Source organism: Pseudomonas sp. BP01 (genome assembly GCF_022760795.1).
GTDB classification, from domain to species: Bacteria; Pseudomonadota; Gammaproteobacteria; order Pseudomonadales; family Pseudomonadaceae; genus Aquipseudomonas; species Aquipseudomonas putida_Q.
In genome coordinates this window covers 25090-42579 of the sequence record NZ_JAFBKA010000003.1, presented here as the reverse complement: position 1 = coordinate 42579, position 17490 = coordinate 25090, and the positions used below count along the sequence as shown (strand labels likewise).

Genomic DNA, 17490 nt, shown 5'->3' with positions numbered 1-17490 from the left:
ACGCCACGCTTGAGCGGCCGAGCCGCGTGGCTCAGGCCGTCAACGCGGCTTGCTCGAGGTACTGGCTGCGGTTGACGAAGGTCTCCCGGGCCATTTCCCTCACATCCATTGATAGCGCCTCGACCTCGGGCAGCAGGCCGAGCAGCGCCGCCACCCCCGCCGAGGCGAGGCTGCGCCGCTGCTCGGCGCTGCGCCCGGCGAACAGGTACAGTGCAACATGCACGAAATCATCCTGCCCGGCGCCGCAGCGGTAATGGCTGAAGGTGTTCAGCCGCGCCTTGATGTCGCCGGGCTTGAACAGCCCGCTGGCATCGATGGCGTCGTGCACGGCGGCCAGCAGCGTCTGCTCGCCAACCCGCTCAGCCAAGCTGGCCGGGCAATCGATAATGCAATGAGGCATGGTGGATTCCTTGATCGGCAGCCCTGTGCGCCCTGCCCCGCAGGCTCAGGCGCAAGGCTTGGGAGAGGTTCAGGCAGAGACGGCACGCGGCGATTCGGCGCTGAAGTCGCGGCTGGCCTGGACCAGCATGCGGGTGTAGTCATGACGGGCGAGGTCCTGGCTCAACGCTTGGCTGTCGAGGCGCTCGACAATGCGCCCTTGCTGCATCACCGCGACCTTGTCGCACAGGTGGCTGACCACCCCCAGGTCGTGGGTCACCATCAGGTAGGTGAGCTTCTCGCGCTGGCGCAGGTCTGCCAGCAGGTTGAGGATCTCCGCCTGCACCGAGACATCCAGCGCCGAGGTCGGCTCATCCAGCAGCAACACACGCGGCTCGAGGATCAGCGCGCGGGCAATCGCCACTCGCTGGCGCTGCCCGCCCGACAACTGGTGCGGATAGCGGTAGCGGAAGCTGTCATTGAGGCCGACCTTGACCAGGATGTCGTTGATCCGGTCGTCGCGATCAGCCATGCCGTGAATGGTCAGCGGCTCGCGCAAGGCGGTGTCGATAGTGTGCCGCGGGTGCAACGAGCCGTAGGGGTCCTGGAAGACCATCTGCACCTTGCGAAAGTGCTCCTTGGGCAACTTGTGCTGCAACACACCGCCGGCAATGCTCAGCGCCCCGCTCCAGTGCCGGTACTGGCCGGCCAGGCAGCGCAGCACGGTGGTCTTGCCGGAGCCCGACTCGCCGACCAGGCCGAACGACTCGCCGTCCTCGACGGTCAGGTCGACGTCGTGCAGCACCTGATTGAGGGTGGCGCCAACGCCGAAGCTCAGGTTCAGCGATTGTGCTTGGATCATGGACATGTCAGTTACCTCAGCAGGTGAGCCAGAGCGGATCGCGTTGCAGCACCGGCAAGCGCGGGCGGCGGTTGTCCATGCTCGGCAAGGCCGCCAGCAGGCCACGGGTATACGGGTGTTCGGCATACTGCAGGTCGCACGCGGCGAGCGACTCGACCACCCGCCCGGCGTACATCACCAACACCCGGTCACAGTAGTTGCGCACCAGGTTGAGGTCGTGGCTGACGAAGATCAGCCCCATCTGCTGCTCGACCACCAGCTCTTCGAGCACGTTGAGCACCTGCTGGCGCACCGACACGTCGAGTGCCGAGGTCGGCTCGTCGGCGATGATCACCTCCGGGTTGGTGATGACCATCATGGCGATCATGATGCGCTGGCCCATGCCGCCGCTGACTTCATGCGGGTACAGGTTGTAGACGCGTTTCGGGTCGCGGATATGGACCTTTTCCAGCATCAGCATGACCCGCTCGCGTGCCTCGCTGCGGCTGGCCTTGTGGTGCGCCAGGTACGCCTCGGCGATCTGGTCGCCAACCTTGACCACCGGGTTGAGCGAGTACTTGGGGTCTTGCATGATCATCGAGATGCGCTGGCCACGAATCTTCTGCATGGCCTTTTCGCTGGCGCTGAGCAGGTCGACATCGCCGAACTGCAGGGCCTTGGCGGTGATCTGCGTGCTGCCGGGGTGCAGCTTGAGCAAGCTGCGCCCCACCGTCGACTTGCCCGAGCCGGACTCGCCGACGATGGCCAGTTTTTCCCGGCCAAGGGTGAACGACACATCGCGCACCGCGTGCATTTCTTTCTTGCCGTTGACGAAGCGTACGTTGAGCGCTTCGACGTTGAGTTTGAGCGACGACATAAAGCCTCCAGTTACTCGCTACGCGGGTCGAGAATGTCCCGCAGGCCATCGCCCAGCAGGTTGAACGCCAGGCTCACCAGCATGATCGCCGCACCCGGTACCGCCACCAGCCACCAGCATTCGAGCATGTAGCGTCGACCGGTGGAGATCATCGCGCCCCACTCCGGCAGCGGCGCCTGTGCGCCAAGGCCGAGGAAGCCCAGCGCCGCGGCAGTGAGGATGATCCCGGCCATGTTCATGGTCAGGCGGATGATCACCGACGACAGGCACATCGGCACGATGTGACGCAGGATGATGCGCGTCGACGAGGCGCCCTGCAGCTCGACCGCGACAACGAAGTCGGCCTTGCGCAGCGACAGGGTTTCAGCCCTTGCCAGCCGTGCGATCGGTGGCCACGAGGTCAGCGCGATGGCGACCACGGCATGCTCCAGGCCAGGGCCAAGGGCAGCGATGAACGCCAGTGCCAGGACCAGGCTGGGGAACGAGATGAAGATGTCGGTGATGCGCATGAACACCGTGTCGACGATGCCACCGTAGTAGCCCGACACAGTGCCGATGAACAGCCCGATCGGTCCGACGATAACGGTCACCAGGGTAATGATGTAGAGGGTGATGCGTGAGCCGTAGACCAACCGGCTGAAGATGTCGCGGCCGTATTCGTCGGTGCCGAACCAGTGCGCGGCACTAGGGGCCTGCAGGGCGTTGGCGAGGTTCTGCACCACCGGGTCATGGGTGGCGATCCACGGCGCAAAGGTGGCGACCACGATCAGCAGCACGGCCACCAGCAGCCCGGCCAGGGTCATGGGGTTGCGCAACAGGTGGCGCAGCACCCGCAGGCTGCTTTTGTAAAAGGCGTCGAGGCTGGAAGCCGGCGTAGTGTCGGCCTGCGGCTTGGCGCTTGCTTGGGTAGAAGACATGTTGGCAATCATCGGCATGTTCTCGGTGTGAAATCATGGCCGCCCGGAGCGCCCGCTGGCGCCCGCGGACAGGTTCAGCGTTGCTTGTAGACGCCCAGGTAACGGGTCGCCTCGGCGTCATCGCCGGTAAAGCCCTTGACGTCCACCGCGCTCACCGCGGTGTCGGTCATCTGCGAGAGCATCATGATCGGCCCGACCTGCTGGTCGTAGCGCTGCTGGGCCTGGTGGTACAGGCTCACGCGCTTGGTGGCGTCACGCTCGACGCCCGCCTGGTCGATCAGCGCATTGAGCTGTTGATCGAAGAACGACGCGCGCCAGCCCTGGAAGTTGGGCAGGCCCGCGCTGTCGCTGTTGTCCGGGTTGTAGACAAAGGTGCGCAGGCTGAAGTACGGGTGCGGGTAGCGTTCGGCACCGCGCGCCACGATCATTTCGAAGTTGCGCGCGCGCATCGCGCCATACACCTGGTTGCCGGTGCCGGTGACGATGCTGGCCTTGATCCCGCCTTCGGCGAGCGTCGACTGCATGCGCGCGGCGATGTCGATGAACGGCGGCTCGGACAAGGTCCGGATGGTGGTGGTGAAGCCTTGCGGGTAGCCGGCTTCGGCCAGCAACGCCTTGGCCTTGGCGACATCCATCTTGTAGCCTGGGTCCGGCAGGCGGGCGTCGAGGCCAAGCTGCATCGGCTGCTGGTTGAGCATGCCGTAGTGCGGCATGACCTGCTCGTCGATGCCTTTGTAGTCGATCAGGTTGCGCACCGCTTCGCGGACTTTCTGGTTGGCGAATTCGGGCTGCTTCATGCTCATCGCCACGTAGTACATGGTGCCGCGCTGCAGCGGTTGCACCTGCAGCTGGGGCGAGCGCTCGATGGCCTTGATGTCTGGCGCGGCCATGCCGTAGACCAGGTCGAGGTCACCGCGCTCGAGCATCAGCCGTAGTGATTGCGACTCGGTCATGTGCCGCACCAGCACCCGCTTCATTTTTGCAGGGCCCGCCCAGTAGCCGTCGAAGCGGGTCATCACCAAGGCGTCGTTGGCGCTCCACTTGGTCAGGGTGAACGGGCCGCTGCCGGCCTCGTTGGTGACCAGCCAGGCGGCGCCCAGGTCGCCGTCCTTCTCGTGCTTCAAGGCTTCCTGGCGGTCGACGATGACCGCGCTGGGCGAGATCGCCAGCGAGTCGATCAGCAGCAGCGGGTCGGCGGGCTGCGGCAGCTCGACCACCAGGGTGTGCGGGTCAGTGGCGCGGATCAGCCCCTGAATGTTGTCGACGCTATAGCCGTAGGCCTTCCAGGTGGTGGCCAGACCGAAGTTGAGTTTCATCACGCGGTACAGCGACCAGGCCACGTCTTCGGCGGTCAGCGGGTTGCCGGAATGGAACTTGACGTCGCTGCGCAGGTGGAAGGTGACCTGCTTGCCGTCTTCGCTGATCTCCCAGCGTTCGGCCAACTGTGGCAGGTGTTTTTCCGGGTTGCCCTGGTCGCGCTTGACCAGCGTGTCATACAGGTTGGCGTTGACCCCGGAGGCATCCAGGCCCGGGGCGTTGGCCGGGTCGATGGAAAACAGGTTGACCATGCTCATGCCGACGATCAACTGGTCGGCGGGGGTCTTGGCCTGCACGGCGGCCATCGGCCCCAGTGCCAGCATCGCACCCAGCAGGCTCAGGCGCAGGATCGGAAGTACAGTTTTCATGTGGCTGTCCTTGTTTTTATAGTCATGCACTGTGTTCGCGCTGGCCGCGCGGGGCTTAACGGGTCCTTGGGTCGAACACCTTGTACAGGGCATCGCTGATCAGGTTCAGGGCGACGAAGATCAGCCCGATCACGAGCACACAGCCCATCACCGCGTTCATGTCACCGAGCATCAGGCTGCTGGTCAGGTACTGGCCGAAACCGGGCCAGGCAAACACCGTTTCGATCAGTACCGCGCCTTCGAGCAGCGAGCCGTAGGCCAAAGCGACCACCGTCAGCAGCTGCACGAGGATGTTGCGAAACGCATGGCCCCAGACCACCTGGCGGCGCGACAGGCCCTTGACCCGGGCGGTGATGATGTATTCCTGGGACAGCTGTTCGAGCATGAAGCTGCGGGTCATGCGGCTGATGTAGGCGACCGAGTTGAGGCCCAGGATCAGCCCCGGCAGGACGATGTGCCGCAGCGCGCTGGTGAAGGCTTCCCAATCCCCGGCCAGGGCCGTGTCGATCAGCAGCAGGCCGGTGATGTCCGGCACCATGCCGTCGTAGGCGAGGTCGATGCGCCCTGCCCCACCGGCCCAGCCGAGCCAGGCGTAGAACACCAGCAGGCCCATCATGCCGACCCAGAAGATCGGTGTGGAGTAACCGAACAGGGTGATCACCCGTGCCACATGGTCGCCAAGGCGGCCCTGGTTACTGGCCGCGACCACGCCCAGTGGCAAGCCGATGACGATGCCGAAGAGGATTGCCAGGGTGGCCAACTCGATGGTCGCCGGGAACACCCGCTTGATGTCTTCCAGCACCGGGTGGCCGGTCAGCAGGGCGTTGCCGAAATCACCGTGGAGCAGGTCGTTGAGGTACAGCCCGAACTGCACCCAGATCGGCTGGTCCAGGCCCATCGCCCGGTACACCTGGTCGTAGGTAGAGCTGTCGGCGTCCGGACCGACCACGGCCAGCACCGGGTCCAGCGGCATCACCCGACCAATGAAGAAGGTCAGCGCCAACAGACCGAGCAGGGTCACCAGGACCGTGCTGGCCCGTCGGGCAGTGCCAGACACGCGCGTGCCCAGCACAGAGGCAGTCGAAACTAACATAACAGGCTCCTGAAAATGCGTTCAGCCAACACCGAGGCGTTCGGGGCGCGCACGCCCCGCTCCCGCTCATCGCGACTTGTAGACGTCTTTGTAGCGGGTGGTGGCCGCACTGTGGGTCTGGTAATCCTGAACATCGTGGTAGACCACCACGGTGTCGGTCATCTGCGACACCGGCAGGATCGCCCCGACCTGCGCGTCCAGGGTCTTCTGGATCTGCTGGTACTGGGCCAGTTGCCTGGTCTTGTCAGGCTCGACTTCGGCCTGCTCGATCAGCGCGTTCAACTCGGGGCTGTAGAACGACGTGCGCCAGCCCTGGAAGTTGCTCAGCTTGGCTTCGTCGCGGTTGTCCGGGTTGTACACCAGGGTCCGCAGGCTCGAATGCGGATGACGCTCGGCCCCGCCACCGCCGCGGCCGACCAGGATGTCGAAGCTGCGTTCGCGCATGGCGCCGTAGATCTGGTTGCCGGTGCCGGTGACGATGGTCGCCTGGATGCCGGCCTGGGCCAGGGTCGCCTGCAGGCTGGAGGCGATGTTGATGAATGGCGGCTCGGTGAGCACGCGGATGGTGGTTTTGAAGCCATTCGGGTAACCGGCTTCGGTCAGCAGTTTTTTCGCCTCGGCGACGTTCAGGGTGTAGCCCGGATCGTCCAGCCGTGCCGGCAGGCCGAGCGGTAATGGGCGCTGGTTGAGCTGGCCGTAGTGCGGCATGACGGTCTGGTTGATGCCTTGATAGTCGATCAGCGAACGCACCGCGCGGCGCACACGGGCGTCATCGTAGGGCTTGTTCTTGACGCTCAGGGCAACGTAGTAGAGGGTCCCGCGCTGCACGGTCTGGGTGCGCACCTTGTCGGACTTCTCCAGGGCTTCGATGTCGGGTGCGGACATGCCCTTGGCCAGGTCCAGGTCACCGCGCTCGACCATCAGGCGCAGCGACTGCGACTCGGTCATGTTGCGCATGACGATGCGCTTGAGCTTGGCCGGGCCACCCCAGTAACCGTCGTAGCGGCTCATCAGGATCACATCGTTGGCGCGCCAGTCATTGAGGATGAATGGGCCGCTGCCGGCGGCGTGGGTAGTCAGCCAGGCGCCGCCCATGTCGTCGCCCTTCTGGTGTTGCTGAACCACTTTGCGGTCGAGGATAAAGGCACTGGGCGAGGTCGCCAGGGTATTGAGCACCAACATCGGGTCGGTTGGCCGCGGCAGCTCGAGGACAAAGGTGTGCTCGTCGGCGGCGCGCAGGTACTGGGCGGCGTTGCCGGCGGTGAAGCCGTAAGCCTTCCATGTCGAGGCCAGGGCCAGATTGAGCTTGAGCACGCGCTGCAACGACCAGGCGACGTCTTCGGCAGTCAGCGGGTTGCCCGACTGGAAGGTCACGCCGGGGCGCAGCGTGAAGGTCAGGGTCTTGCGGTCGTCGCTGACCTGCCAGCTTTGCGCCAGGGCCGGTACCAGTTGGTCCGGCTGCTTGACGTCCTGCACCAGCAGCATGTCGTAGAGGTTGGCATTGACCTCGGAGACATCCAGGCCGGTGGCGGCGGCCGGGTCGAGCGACAGCAGGTTGATCATGCTCATGCCGACGATCAACTGGTCGGCGGGGGTCTTGGCGAAAGCGGCAGGTACCGACGTCATCGCCAGCGATGCGGCCAGGACCCCCGCCCAGAATTTGGGGAGAACGCTCATGTGAGATAGCCTTTTTATAGTTATTGGACTCTCGGGCGGCACGCACCGAGGCGTGCCGCCATGCACGAATCAGAAACTCTGCAGCGTGTTGGTCTCGACGTAGTCGAAGTCGATCTCCTCCCCCAGGCCAGGCAGGTCGGAGAGGTGCACGAAGCCGTCTTCATCCATCGGGTCGACCAGGCGCTTGAGATAGGCCGGTACTTCGTCATAGTTGAGGAACGGGTGCAGCAGGCCGCGCTCGTACCAGGTGCAGTTCTTGATCGCGCCGACCACCGCCAGGTTGGCCGCGCCGTTGCCGTGGATCTCGCAATCCATGCCAAACGCTTCGGCCATGTGCGCGACCTTCAGGCACGGGGCGATACCGCCGACCCCGGCAACACCGGCACGCAGGATGTCACAGACATCGTTCTTGACCCAACTGGCGCGGCTCAGGTGTTTGCCACCGAGGCTTTCCGGGCCCAGCACGGGGATGTCCAACTGGGCGGCCAGCCACGCGTAGGACTCGGCCGAGTCTTCCATCATCGGCTCTTCGAACCAGGCGAAATTCAGCTTCTCCAGGGCACGGCCGACGGTCAGCGCTTCGGTGCGGCTGTACCAGTGATAGCCGTCGATCATCAGCGCGATGTCGGGGCCGACCGCTTCACGTACGGCGGCGCAGGCCTTGATGTCCATGCTCACGCTCGGCGCGAACGACACCGGCGGCATCCAGGTGTGCAGCTTGATCGCCTTGTAGCCGCGCTTGACCAGGGTCTCGGCGAAGCGGCCGTACTCTTCAGGGGTCGACAGGCCGCCCGGTAGCTCGTCACCGCACATGGTCGAACCGTAAGCCGGGACCTTGTCGCGGTAGCCACCGATGAGCTTGTGCACCGGCACCTTGAGCTTGCGCCCGGCCCAGTCCCACAGGGCCTGTTCGACCAGTGCCAGGGCGCGGTCGGTGAGCTGGCTTGCGCTGCCGCGCTGCCAGTGGGCGAGGTCGTGCCAGATCTTTTCACGGTCGAAGGCATTGGCGCCGACCAGCACCTTGCGCACGAAGTTATCCAGCACATACGGGCGGATCAGCTCGGGAGCGCCGAAGGCGAAGCCTTCGTTGCCGCACTCAGTCTTGATACGTAGCAAGGCCATCTTGGCCTGGGTCACGTCGCCCGGATGGGCATGGCCGGCGCTGTCTACAGCGCGGCGCGTGGGGTAGGAAAACACCTGGACGTTTACAGCAGTAATGATCATGGACGTCTGAGCCTTCTTATTGGATTTGTGGCGGGTGAGTCACGCTCTGGAGGCAATCCTACGTCATCATACAACATTTGGAAAGCACCTCTTCAAACCGACGAAATAGTCGTGAATAGCCTGCTAAACCCCGCCCTGTGATCCCCGTCACAAAACACACGAAAAGCCACAACTACCGCATTAGAGCCTTCAGCCAATGTGATCAGACAACATTTCAATAATTCGTAGACAGCCCCACAGTCGTACGATAACTTATTTTAAAAATCACGGAGCGCTCACCACCTCACCCACCTTGCTCACACGCCTCATCACGTCCTCAACAAAAACAAAAAAAGAGATCGCATGAACAACACACTTCGCCGCCTTATCGCCGCCAGTACCCTCGGCTTGTCGTTCTACGCCTGCGCGGACTCCGCCAGCATCAACTACCGGCATGGGTACACCGAAGACGACAGCATTCACTCCGACCGGATAAAGCTGAGTTACCGCAAGGACAGCGGCCTGGGGTTTGCCGCAGAAATCAAATACAAGACTGCCGGCGACCGCGAAGACGTCGCCTACGACAACATGGTCAACAACGGCCATGAGTTCACCGTGGACTACAACTACAAGATGAGCCCCAAGTCGACCTGGACCCCCGCCTTCCAGATGGACAGCTCCAAGGACGCCACCACCTACAAGTTCGGCCTGAAGTACAACTACAAGCTCAGCGACACCTGGTACGTCGCCACGCGCGTACGCCACGACGCACGCAGCCTCGACCGCGACCAGATCGACCACAGCAAGGCGGACCGCGCCAAGGACAACCAGAACACCACCCGCCTTGAAGGCTGGCTCGGCTACACCCCCAGCGGCCCGTGGGCATTCGAATACCAGTACATCCACTTCACCACCGACTACATCCGCTACGACAACAAGAAGCGCGACTACGAGCAGAACCTGATCATCAAGTACAAGCTCAACAAACAGTGGGCGCCATTTATGGAAGTGGGTGACATCAAGGTCAACAGCTACACGGACGATCGCCAGGCCCGTTGGCGCCTGGGTATCCAGTACAACTTCCTGTAAGGGCAACCGCCCGACCATGCCGGTGTCGTTGCACCACGGCACCCTCATGCAGTTTCAGCAAAAGGCATCCGACAATGACCACGACCACCCGCAAACCCTTCAACCGCCTGCTGCTCACCGGCGCCGCCGGCGGGCTCGGGCAAGTGCTTCGCGAAGCACTGCAAGCACACGCCAACATCGTGCGCGTATCAGACATCAGCCCCATGGCAGCGGCTGCAGGCGAGCATGAGCAAGTCATCAACTGCGACCTGGCCGACAAGGCCGGCGTATTGGCCCTGGCCCAGGATGTGGACGCCATCGTGCACCTGGGCGGCATCTCCACCGAGCGTGCCTTCGAAGAGATTCTGCAAGCCAACATCGTCGGTACCTTCCACATCTATGAGGCCGCCCGAAAGCACGGCATCAAGCGCGTGGTGTTCGCCAGCTCGAACCATGTCACCGGCTTTTACCCTCAAGGCGAACAGGTAGATGCGCATTCGCCGCGCCGACCAGACTGCTACTACGGGCTGTCGAAGGCCTACGGCGAAGACCTGGCCTCGTTCTACTTCCACCGCTACGGCATCGAAACCGTCAGCCTGCGCATCGGCTCTTCGTTCCCCGAACCACGCAATGTGCGCATGCTGTCCACCTGGCTCAGCTACGGCGACCTGGCGCATCTGGTGGAGCGCGCATTGCTTGCCGAAAACGTCGGCCATACCGTGGTATACGGCGTCTCGGCCAACCGCGACCTCTGGTGGAGCAACCGCCACGCCGCACACCTGGACTTCAATCCGAAGGACAGTGCCGAGCGCTTCCGCCCGGCCCTGGAGCAGCAGCCAAAGCCCGCTACAGATGACCCGACGGCCCACCTGCAAGGTGGCGCCTTCACCGCTGCCGGCCCTTTTGGCGACTAAACCCTGATGGAGCGCGCAATTTTTCCATGACAGCCGAACTGATTACCGATGCACGCAATGCCACAGGCGAAAGCCCGGTCTGGCACCCGCAGGAAAATGCCTTGTACTGGGTGGATATACCGGCAGGCCGCCTGCACCGCTGGCAACCAGACGGCCAGACCCAGCACTGGGCCGCAGACGAAATGCTCGGCTGCATCGTCCGTAGCCAGCAAGGCAACTGGCTTGGGGCCCTGGAGAGCGGGGTCTTCCACCTCACCCCCCAGGCTGACGGTCGCCTGGTTGCCGACAAGCGCGCCAGCGTCGAACACGCGAGGCCCGGCATGCGATTCAACGACGGGCGTTGCGACCGCCAAGGACGGTTCTGGGCCGGTACGATGCAAACAAACATGGGCGCCGAGCCGGTGGGTGCGCTTTACCGATATGACGCGACGGCGGACGCAACGGTAAAGCCAATGCAAGCACGACTGGACAAGCTGATCGTGCCCAACGGCATGGCGTTCAGCCCGGACGGCAAAACACTGTATGTCTCCGACTCGCACCCCAGCGTTCAGCTGATCTGGGCCTTCGACTACGACATCGACAGCGGCACACCGCACAACCGCCGAATATTCGTCGACATGAACCAGCACCCCGGCCGACCGGACGGGGCTGCGGTAGATGCCGAAGGTTGCTACTGGATTTGCGCGATCGATGCCGGCCAGGTACTGCGCTTTACCCCTGAAGGGAAGCTGGACCGCGCCCTGCCGCTACCGGTAAAGAAACCGACCATGTGCGCATTCGGCGGCCCGCAGCTGGATACGCTGTTCGTGACGTCGATTCGCCCACAAGGCATCGACCTGAGCGACCAGCCACTGGCCGGCGGCGTGTTCGCGCTCAACCCCGGCGTAAAAGGCTTGGCGGAGCCGATTGCCGGGGGCTGAAGCCTGGGCCGGCAATAGCTGCCACCAAGGGTATGTTCAGTAAGCAGCCTTGCTGGACATCCCCCTGCGACCTGCCCCAAGGCAAGTGACCGCAAAGGCAATCACCAACGCCCCGGTACCCAACAGGAAAATCAGCTGCTGGTTGGAGCCCTCCACCAGCATGGCAATCAGTGCCGGCGTCACCGCTGCAGCCCCCATCAAGGTAATGCTGACCAAAGGCGTCAGCTTGCCAGTCGGGTCGTTGGTGGTAATCAGCGCCATGTAGTACGACAAAGACAGCACCCAGCCAAAGTTGATCAGCAACAACGCGACGAACAGCTGCATTGGCGTGCGGGTATGGCCCGTGAGCATGGCGATGGAAATGAACACCGCCACCAGCCCCACGGCGATCATCAACTGGCGATTGACCCGCGCACCCAGCAGGCTAGGCAGCCCCGCACCCGGCAAACCACCAAGGGCCGACAGGCCGAACGCCCAGCCGATATCCACCCCGCTGATACCTTGGTCTCGCGCCAACTGGTCGATGAAGCCCCACACGCAGTAGATGGCGATCTGCATGAACAGCATGCCCACCAACGCAGTGCGCCCCGTGCGCGCCGAACCACCCTGGGCAGGCGAGGCTTCGCCACTGGCCAGCAACGCCGCCGGGCGACGCGGCAGCACCAGGCTGGCGCCACAGATGAGCAAGTACCACAGGCCGAACGCGCACAAGGCGGTCACCGTGCCACTTTGCGCGGCCAGCAGCGGCAACGCTGCCGAAAACAGCGAGTACTCGGGCGTTTGCAGCAACAGCATCAACCCGAACGAACGGTCCTGGTTGGGCAAGCGGCCAAGCGTGGACACCGCATAGGCATACACCAACCCCGCACAGGTGCCGGCCGCCAGGCGCACGATCAGCAGCAGGGTGTTGGTGGTGGCAAAGGCGGTCGCGATACTCAAGGCCACGCACAGTGCGCCCACGATCAGGCACAGGCTGCGCCCGCCATGGCGCTTCATCAGCACCGGGCACAGTAAGGTGCCCAGGGTCATGCCGATCATCTCGACCGACACCACCCAGCCCTGCTGATCGAGTGACAGGCTCAGTTGCTCTGTGACCAAACCCATGAAGATGGGTTGCACGCCACAGACGATGAAGGAAGTACAGGCAATGAAAATCAGCGCGGCACGCAGCAGCTTGGAATCTTGCGTCATGGGGACCCCGACACGGCATTTGTTTTTATTGTGTGTGGCGACCTGCCCTGGAAGGCGCCGTAGCTGGCGGCTGGGCGGGTCTGGTGGGCAATCGTGGGCCGAGATCGAAGGCTTTGAAAGTTAATTATCGGCATCGATATCAGTGGGCTTTTTAATGCAGGCCAAACTGCCTTGGCCTGCATCCATAAATGCACTGAACCCGATCCTGATAATTAATTGGAGACATACCCGCATCCCCCCTACCGTGGTACGTCACCCAAGCCTCAGTAGAAAAGGCCCGATCATGAACGACCGTGAGTTCATCAACGCCATCGACGCCGATGGCCTGCCCCTGCACATTGCCGCAACCAACGGCCGCATCACCCACATCGGCCCGCAACGCGCCAGCACCCCAGCCCGTGAAACCATCGACCTCGAAGGCCTGCTGGTGCTGCCGGGCTTTGTCGACGGCCATATCCACCTGGACAAAAGTTTTGTCGGCGACCGCTGGCGACCGCACCAACCCGTGGCCAGCCTGCGCGAGCGCCTGGCCGTGGAAAAACGCGAACTGGCCAGTGCTCCACCCATCGTCGAGCGCGCCGATGCGCTGATGCGCCAAGCCGCCTCGTTCGGCACCCTGGCGATGCGCTGCCACGTGGACGTGGACGCCACCACCGGCCTGACCAATCTGCACGCCATGCTCGAAGCCCGGGACAAGTGGAAAGACCTGCTCGACATCGAGCTGGTGGCCTTCCCCCAGGCCGGTGTGGTGACCTGCCCCGGTACGGCTGAAGTGATGGAAGCGGCCATCCGCGAAGGCGTGCAGGTGGTCGGCGGCATCGACCCGACCACCCTGGACGGCGACGCCGACGCCCAGCTGGACATTGTCTTCGGCATCGCCGAACGGCATGGCGTGAAGGTCGACGTTCACCTGCACGAGCCGGGCGATATCTGCATCGCCCAGCTCGAGCGCATTGCGGCACGCACCCAGGCACTGGGCATGCAAGGCCTGGTGGCGGTCAGCCACGCCTATGGCCTGGGCGACGTATCCGATGCAGTAGTAGACCGCACCGCCGAAGTGCTGGCCGGCGCAGGCATCTCCATCATGACCAACGCCCCCGGCGAACATGCGTTCCCTCCCGTGCTGCGCCTGCGTAACGGCGGCGTGCGGGTATTTACCGGCAACGACAACATCCAGGACGCCTGGTGGCCCTACGGCAATGGCGACATGCTGCAGCGGGCGATGCTGGTCAGCTACCGCTCAGGCTTCAATACCGATGAGGAGCTGCGAGTTGCGCTGGAAATGGCGACCGAAGCCAGTGCCGGGGTGATGGGCAAACAGGATTACGGCTTGAAGGTTGGTAACGAAGCCAGCTTCGTGCTGTTCAAGGCTCCCAATGCTGCTGCGGCGGTGGCGGCGGCCATTCATGAACGGGTGATCGTGCGCCACGGCGCTTTCTGGGGCGGGCCTGCGCAGTTGCAGTTGAAAGCTGCGCAGTTTGCTACCGAACTGCGCCGTTAACCGCAGGCGAAGTTCAGATCTCAGCCCTGCTCGGCCCCTGTGGGAGCGGGTTCACCCGCGAACACCGGCAGCGCCGGTGCCATACACCGCGTTGTCTTCTTCGCGGGTAAACCCGCTCCCACAGGGTACGCGGCACGGTTTCGAGCTTTGTACGCTGAGCGAAGGCGCAGCCAATGGGCTGCGCAGGCTCATTCCGCCTCAGCCCGCAAGATCCCGATCAGAATTTCAGCCAGCGCCATGACCATAGGGTCCGCCGTAGGCCGATGAAAAATCGCCGCCTCAAACACCTTGATAGGCTTGAACCCCTGCTCCGCCCCGAGCACAAGATGCCCACCCGTCACCACCCGCGACGGCAACAGGCTTACCCCCAACCCATTGGCCACCGCTTCCTGAATCCCCGCCAGGCTCGAACTGGTAAAAGCGATCCGCCAACTGCGCCCCATTGCCTCGACTGCACCGATCATGTCATCCCGGTACAACCCCCGCGGCGGAAAGGTCACCAAGGGAATCGGGTCCTGGGCGAAACACGGGTACTGGGCGCTGTCGATCCATTCGATGCGCTCCGGCTGGCACGCATTGGCCTCCCGGCTATGGCGCCGCTGCTTGATCAACACCAGGTCCAGCTCGCCACGGTCGTAGGTGCTCATCAAGTCCCGGCTAAGCCCACCGGTAATCTCCAGCTTCACCGTCGGATTACGCCGGTTGAACGCCGCCAGCGCCTGCATCGTCTTGCCCGCGACAAAATCGTCCGGCAGGCCGATGCGCACGGTCACCGTCACCCCGCCCGACATGGCCTCGGTCAGCTGGCTGCTCACCGCCAGCAGGTGCCGCGCATACCCCAACAGTATTTCCCCCGCATCGGTCGGATGCACCTCGCGGTTACTGCGGTCGAGCAGTTGCTGGCCGACCATTTCCTCCAGCCGGCGCACCTTCTGGCTGACCGTGGACTGGGTGGAGTGCAGGCGCGCGGCAGCGGTGGTGAAACTGCCGCAGTCGGCCACCATGACCACGGTGCGGAGCATGTCCAGGTCATAGATGGCACGGTTGGGTTTGATGGAGTCAGGCATCTGCGGGTTCAGCTTTAGTGGATGGGGCTGGGTACATGATGCCTGAAGCTGGCGTGCATGATGCAATGCCAGAGGGCAAGGCATGCCTTGTACGCATGCACGAACCCTTTCGCGGATGCAGTCTTTTGCTCAAGCTGCAGCGGCCCCCTTCCCCTCGCCACTGACCTCGAACTGCCCCACCAGCTTCTGCAACTTGCCGGCATCCACCCGCACCTTCTGCGCGCTGCTCTGCAGCACCACCGCCGTCTGGCGCATCTCGCTGGAGGACTGGTTGACCTGGTCGATGGTCTTGCCGTATTCCACGCTACGCCGGTTGAGCTGCTGGATTATCGCGAACATGCCTTCCACGGCCTGGTGCAGTTGCACGTTCTCGGACGAGGCGTCTTCGGCAAGGCGCAGGCTGTTGTCGACGTCCTGTACGCCCTGCTCCATGAAGCTGACGGCCTGGCGGGTTTCGCCCTGAAGGCTCTCGACCATGTGGCGGATGTCTTCGGCGGCGCGCGCGGTTCGCGCGGCCAGGCTGCGCACCTCGTCGGCCACCACCGCAAAGCCACGGCCATGCTCGCCGGCACGCGCCGCCTCGATGGCAGCATTGAGCGCCAGCAGGTTGGTCTGGTTGGTGATGTCGCTGATCAACCCGGTGATATTGTCGATCTCGACCATGCGGCTGTCGAGCCGCTGCACACTGGAGGACGAACGCGCCACCACATCGCGAATCGACTGGGTGCCTGCCTGCACCGCCAGAAACTGCTCGCGGGCACGGCTGACCACCTCGTCCATCGCCTGCTTCATCTGCTCGGCGCTGACCGAGGCCTGCTGCAGTTCACCAAGCTGCTCCTCCATGATGATCATCATGTGGTGCACGGCGTCCGCCACATCGGCAGAGCTCACACTAGCCTCCTGGCTGCGCCCGAGCATCATCTGGTTGGTGCTGCCGACCGTGCGGCTGGCCTTCACAACCTGCCCCACTACAGCGTCCAGGCGGTCGATGAAGCTGTTGATCCAGCGCGCCATGTCGCCGCTCTCATCGTTGCCCAGGGTGCTGGTGTCCAGGCGCTGACGCAGGTTGCCTTCACCCTCGGCAATGGTGCGCAGTACGCCGCTCATGCCATTCAACCTGGCTGCCAGGCGCTTGGGCCCGAACACGCCGAATACCAGCGTGGCGCCGAGCATGCTCACGGCCAGAATCACGTCATTCAGCCCTTGCGGCAGGCCGGCATAGTGCTGCACCAGGTAGTTGCAGCCGAACAACCCGGCCATGGTCGCCACATAGGGTTTCATCAACCCATAGCTCAGCGAGCGGCGTCGGTAGACCTCCTCCAGGTCGGCCTCGCACATCATGCCCCAGCGGTCGGGTGAGCCCGGCAACTGGAACGTCACGCCCTTGCCGACCACCGGCACGTGGCGGTAGTCCGAGTAACCTGGGTAGGTCACGAACAGGTTGGCACCACGCCTGATGGTTTCCCTCACCCCGGGGTGAAGTTCGCGCGTGGAGGGGTCGGTGAAGCGCAGTTCCAGCTCGGTATGGCGCTGGACCTGCACGGTGGTCCAGGGCGTGTGCACACCACTTTTGAGGTTTTCGCCGTGGGTAAAGGTGCCGTCCTCGAAGCGCGAGCGCGACAGCGCCGTGCCGGGCTGGATCGCCGGGTCGAAGCGCGACTGCGCCATGAACAGGTAGTTGTCGCCCGACTCGGCGAAAATATGCCCGGCCTCGCGCTGGATCAGGTCACCCAGCACATCGTTGGGCACCCGGCCGCACAGGCAGCCGAGCACTTTGCCACCGGCCTTCACCGGCTGGTAGAACATCAGCGTTACTTCATCGTGGAAGCGTGAGGACGACGGGCCAATGCGCAGGGTCAGCGGGTCGCTGTAGGGGCCATGGAGGAACGGCGCCTTCAGCCCTTGGGCCAGCGCTGCAGTCTGCTCGATACGCGGCGTACCAAGTTGTGGCCAGGTGGAGGCGATGATGCTGCCGGCAGCATCGACGACAAACAACTCGGAAAAGTCTTCGGCCTGCGCCAGCTTGTCCCGCAGCAGCGTGCTGTCGGGTTGAGCGAACCCTTGCGCGAGTTGTTCCGCTAGTTCCGCCAAGTGCTCCCAGTGCTCGCACGCCCAATCATGCAACAACCGCACGCGGGTCTGGGCAATGGCTTCGAAA

General features: G+C 63.6%; 15 protein-coding genes. 4 read left to right on the top strand and 11 right to left on the bottom strand.

Translation table 11 applies throughout. The annotated features are described in order from the left end of the window. Positions 1-31: 31 nt before the first annotated feature. The 8 genes from JOY50_RS03825 to JOY50_RS03790 form a co-directional block, all read right to left on the bottom strand. Positions 32-400, bottom strand: a complete 369-nt coding sequence (locus tag JOY50_RS03825; protein ID WP_132841695.1) for a 5-carboxymethyl-2-hydroxymuconate Delta-isomerase — start codon at positions 398-400, stop codon at positions 32-34. Positions 401-469: 69 nt separating this feature from the next. Then, positions 470-1246 (bottom strand): ABC transporter ATP-binding protein, encoded by a 777-nt coding sequence (locus tag JOY50_RS03820; RefSeq protein ID WP_243054800.1) that lies wholly within the window; start codon positions 1244-1246, stop codon positions 470-472. Between the two features lie 10 nt (positions 1247-1256). Further along, positions 1257-2096, bottom strand: coding sequence for an ABC transporter ATP-binding protein (locus tag JOY50_RS03815; RefSeq protein WP_024717435.1), 840 nt, complete (start codon positions 2094-2096; stop codon positions 1257-1259). A gap of 11 nt (positions 2097-2107) precedes the next feature. Then, entirely contained in the window at positions 2108-3025 is a 918-nt protein-coding gene (locus JOY50_RS03810) for an ABC transporter permease (RefSeq protein ID WP_405045963.1), read from the bottom strand. Between the two features lie 62 nt (positions 3026-3087). Beyond that, positions 3088-4698 (bottom strand): ABC transporter substrate-binding protein, encoded by a 1611-nt coding sequence (locus JOY50_RS03805; protein WP_243054799.1) that lies wholly within the window; start codon positions 4696-4698, stop codon positions 3088-3090. 55 nt (positions 4699-4753) lie between these two features. Beyond that, on the bottom strand, positions 4754-5791 hold the full coding sequence (locus tag JOY50_RS03800) for an ABC transporter permease (RefSeq protein WP_019472023.1): 1038 nt from the start codon (positions 5789-5791) through the stop codon (positions 4754-4756). A 66-nt stretch (positions 5792-5857) separates the two neighbouring features. Next, entirely contained in the window at positions 5858-7468 is a 1611-nt protein-coding gene (locus JOY50_RS03795) for an ABC transporter substrate-binding protein (protein WP_019472022.1), read from the bottom strand. A 69-nt stretch (positions 7469-7537) separates the two neighbouring features. Next, entirely contained in the window at positions 7538-8692 is a 1155-nt protein-coding gene (locus JOY50_RS03790; RefSeq protein ID WP_138736066.1) for a mandelate racemase family protein, read from the bottom strand. A gap of 342 nt (positions 8693-9034) precedes the next feature. Between JOY50_RS03790 and JOY50_RS03785 the strand changes: the two genes are divergently transcribed. From JOY50_RS03785 to JOY50_RS03775, 3 genes are all read left to right on the top strand, one after another. Continuing rightward, on the top strand, positions 9035-9760 hold the full coding sequence (locus tag JOY50_RS03785) for an oligogalacturonate-specific porin KdgM family protein (RefSeq protein ID WP_019472020.1): 726 nt from the start codon (positions 9035-9037) through the stop codon (positions 9758-9760). A 74-nt stretch (positions 9761-9834) separates the two neighbouring features. Continuing rightward, complete coding sequence (locus tag JOY50_RS03780) at positions 9835-10653, top strand: NAD(P)-dependent oxidoreductase (protein ID WP_132841705.1); 819 nt, start codon at positions 9835-9837, stop codon at positions 10651-10653. A gap of 26 nt (positions 10654-10679) precedes the next feature. Beyond that, positions 10680-11573 (top strand): SMP-30/gluconolactonase/LRE family protein, encoded by an 894-nt coding sequence (locus tag JOY50_RS03775; protein WP_138736065.1) that lies wholly within the window; start codon positions 10680-10682, stop codon positions 11571-11573. A gap of 36 nt (positions 11574-11609) precedes the next feature. On the opposite strand, the gene JOY50_RS03770 is transcribed toward JOY50_RS03775, so the two are convergent. Continuing rightward, the gene (locus tag JOY50_RS03770) at positions 11610-12764 is read right to left on the bottom strand and encodes an MFS transporter (protein ID WP_019472017.1); all 1155 of its coding nucleotides are present in this window, start codon (positions 12762-12764) and stop codon (positions 11610-11612) included. A 283-nt stretch (positions 12765-13047) separates the two neighbouring features. On the opposite strand from JOY50_RS03770, the gene JOY50_RS03765 reads away from it, so the two are divergent. Then, a complete protein-coding gene (locus JOY50_RS03765) occupies positions 13048-14265 on the top strand; it encodes an amidohydrolase family protein (protein ID WP_138736064.1) in 1218 nt (405 codons plus the stop codon). 188 nt (positions 14266-14453) lie between these two features. Here JOY50_RS03765 and JOY50_RS03760 read toward each other — a convergent pair whose 3' ends face one another. After that, positions 14454-15332 (bottom strand): LysR family transcriptional regulator, encoded by an 879-nt coding sequence (locus tag JOY50_RS03760; RefSeq protein ID WP_138736063.1) that lies wholly within the window; start codon positions 15330-15332, stop codon positions 14454-14456. Positions 15333-15461: 129 nt separating this feature from the next. Then, on the bottom strand, positions 15462-16112 hold the full coding sequence (locus tag JOY50_RS29195) for a methyl-accepting chemotaxis protein (protein ID WP_371113225.1): 651 nt from the start codon (positions 16110-16112) through the stop codon (positions 15462-15464). Between the last annotated feature and the right edge of the window lie 1378 nt (positions 16113-17490).

Bases quoted from the DNA above. Each gene is read 5' to 3' on its own strand.
- JOY50_RS03825 (WP_132841695.1), bottom strand. From the start codon at position 400: ATGCCTCATTGCATTATCGATTGCCCGGCCAGCTTGGCTGAGCGGGTT.
- JOY50_RS03820 (WP_243054800.1), bottom strand. From the start codon at position 1,246: ATGTCCATGATCCAAGCACAATCGCTGAACCTGAGCTTCGGCGTTGGC.
- JOY50_RS03815 (WP_024717435.1), bottom strand. From the start codon at position 2,096: ATGTCGTCGCTCAAACTCAACGTCGAAGCGCTCAACGTACGCTTCGTC.
- JOY50_RS03810 (WP_405045963.1), bottom strand. From the start codon at position 3,025: ATGATTGCCAACATGTCTTCTACCCAAGCAAGCGCCAAGCCGCAGGCC.
- JOY50_RS03805 (WP_243054799.1), bottom strand. From the start codon at position 4,698: ATGAAAACTGTACTTCCGATCCTGCGCCTGAGCCTGCTGGGTGCGATG.
- JOY50_RS03800 (WP_019472023.1), bottom strand. From the start codon at position 5,791: ATGTTAGTTTCGACTGCCTCTGTGCTGGGCACGCGCGTGTCTGGCACT.
- JOY50_RS03795 (WP_019472022.1), bottom strand. From the start codon at position 7,468: ATGAGCGTTCTCCCCAAATTCTGGGCGGGGGTCCTGGCCGCATCGCTG.
- JOY50_RS03790 (WP_138736066.1), bottom strand. From the start codon at position 8,692: ATGATCATTACTGCTGTAAACGTCCAGGTGTTTTCCTACCCCACGCGC.
- JOY50_RS03785 (WP_019472020.1), top strand. From the start codon at position 9,035: ATGAACAACACACTTCGCCGCCTTATCGCCGCCAGTACCCTCGGCTTG.
- JOY50_RS03780 (WP_132841705.1), top strand. From the start codon at position 9,835: ATGACCACGACCACCCGCAAACCCTTCAACCGCCTGCTGCTCACCGGC.
- JOY50_RS03775 (WP_138736065.1), top strand. From the start codon at position 10,680: ATGACAGCCGAACTGATTACCGATGCACGCAATGCCACAGGCGAAAGC.
- JOY50_RS03770 (WP_019472017.1), bottom strand. From the start codon at position 12,764: ATGACGCAAGATTCCAAGCTGCTGCGTGCCGCGCTGATTTTCATTGCC.
- JOY50_RS03765 (WP_138736064.1), top strand. From the start codon at position 13,048: ATGAACGACCGTGAGTTCATCAACGCCATCGACGCCGATGGCCTGCCC.
- JOY50_RS03760 (WP_138736063.1), bottom strand. From the start codon at position 15,332: ATGCCTGACTCCATCAAACCCAACCGTGCCATCTATGACCTGGACATG.
- JOY50_RS29195 (WP_371113225.1), bottom strand. From the start codon at position 16,112: ATGGACGAGGTGGTCAGCCGTGCCCGCGAGCAGTTTCTGGCGGTGCAG.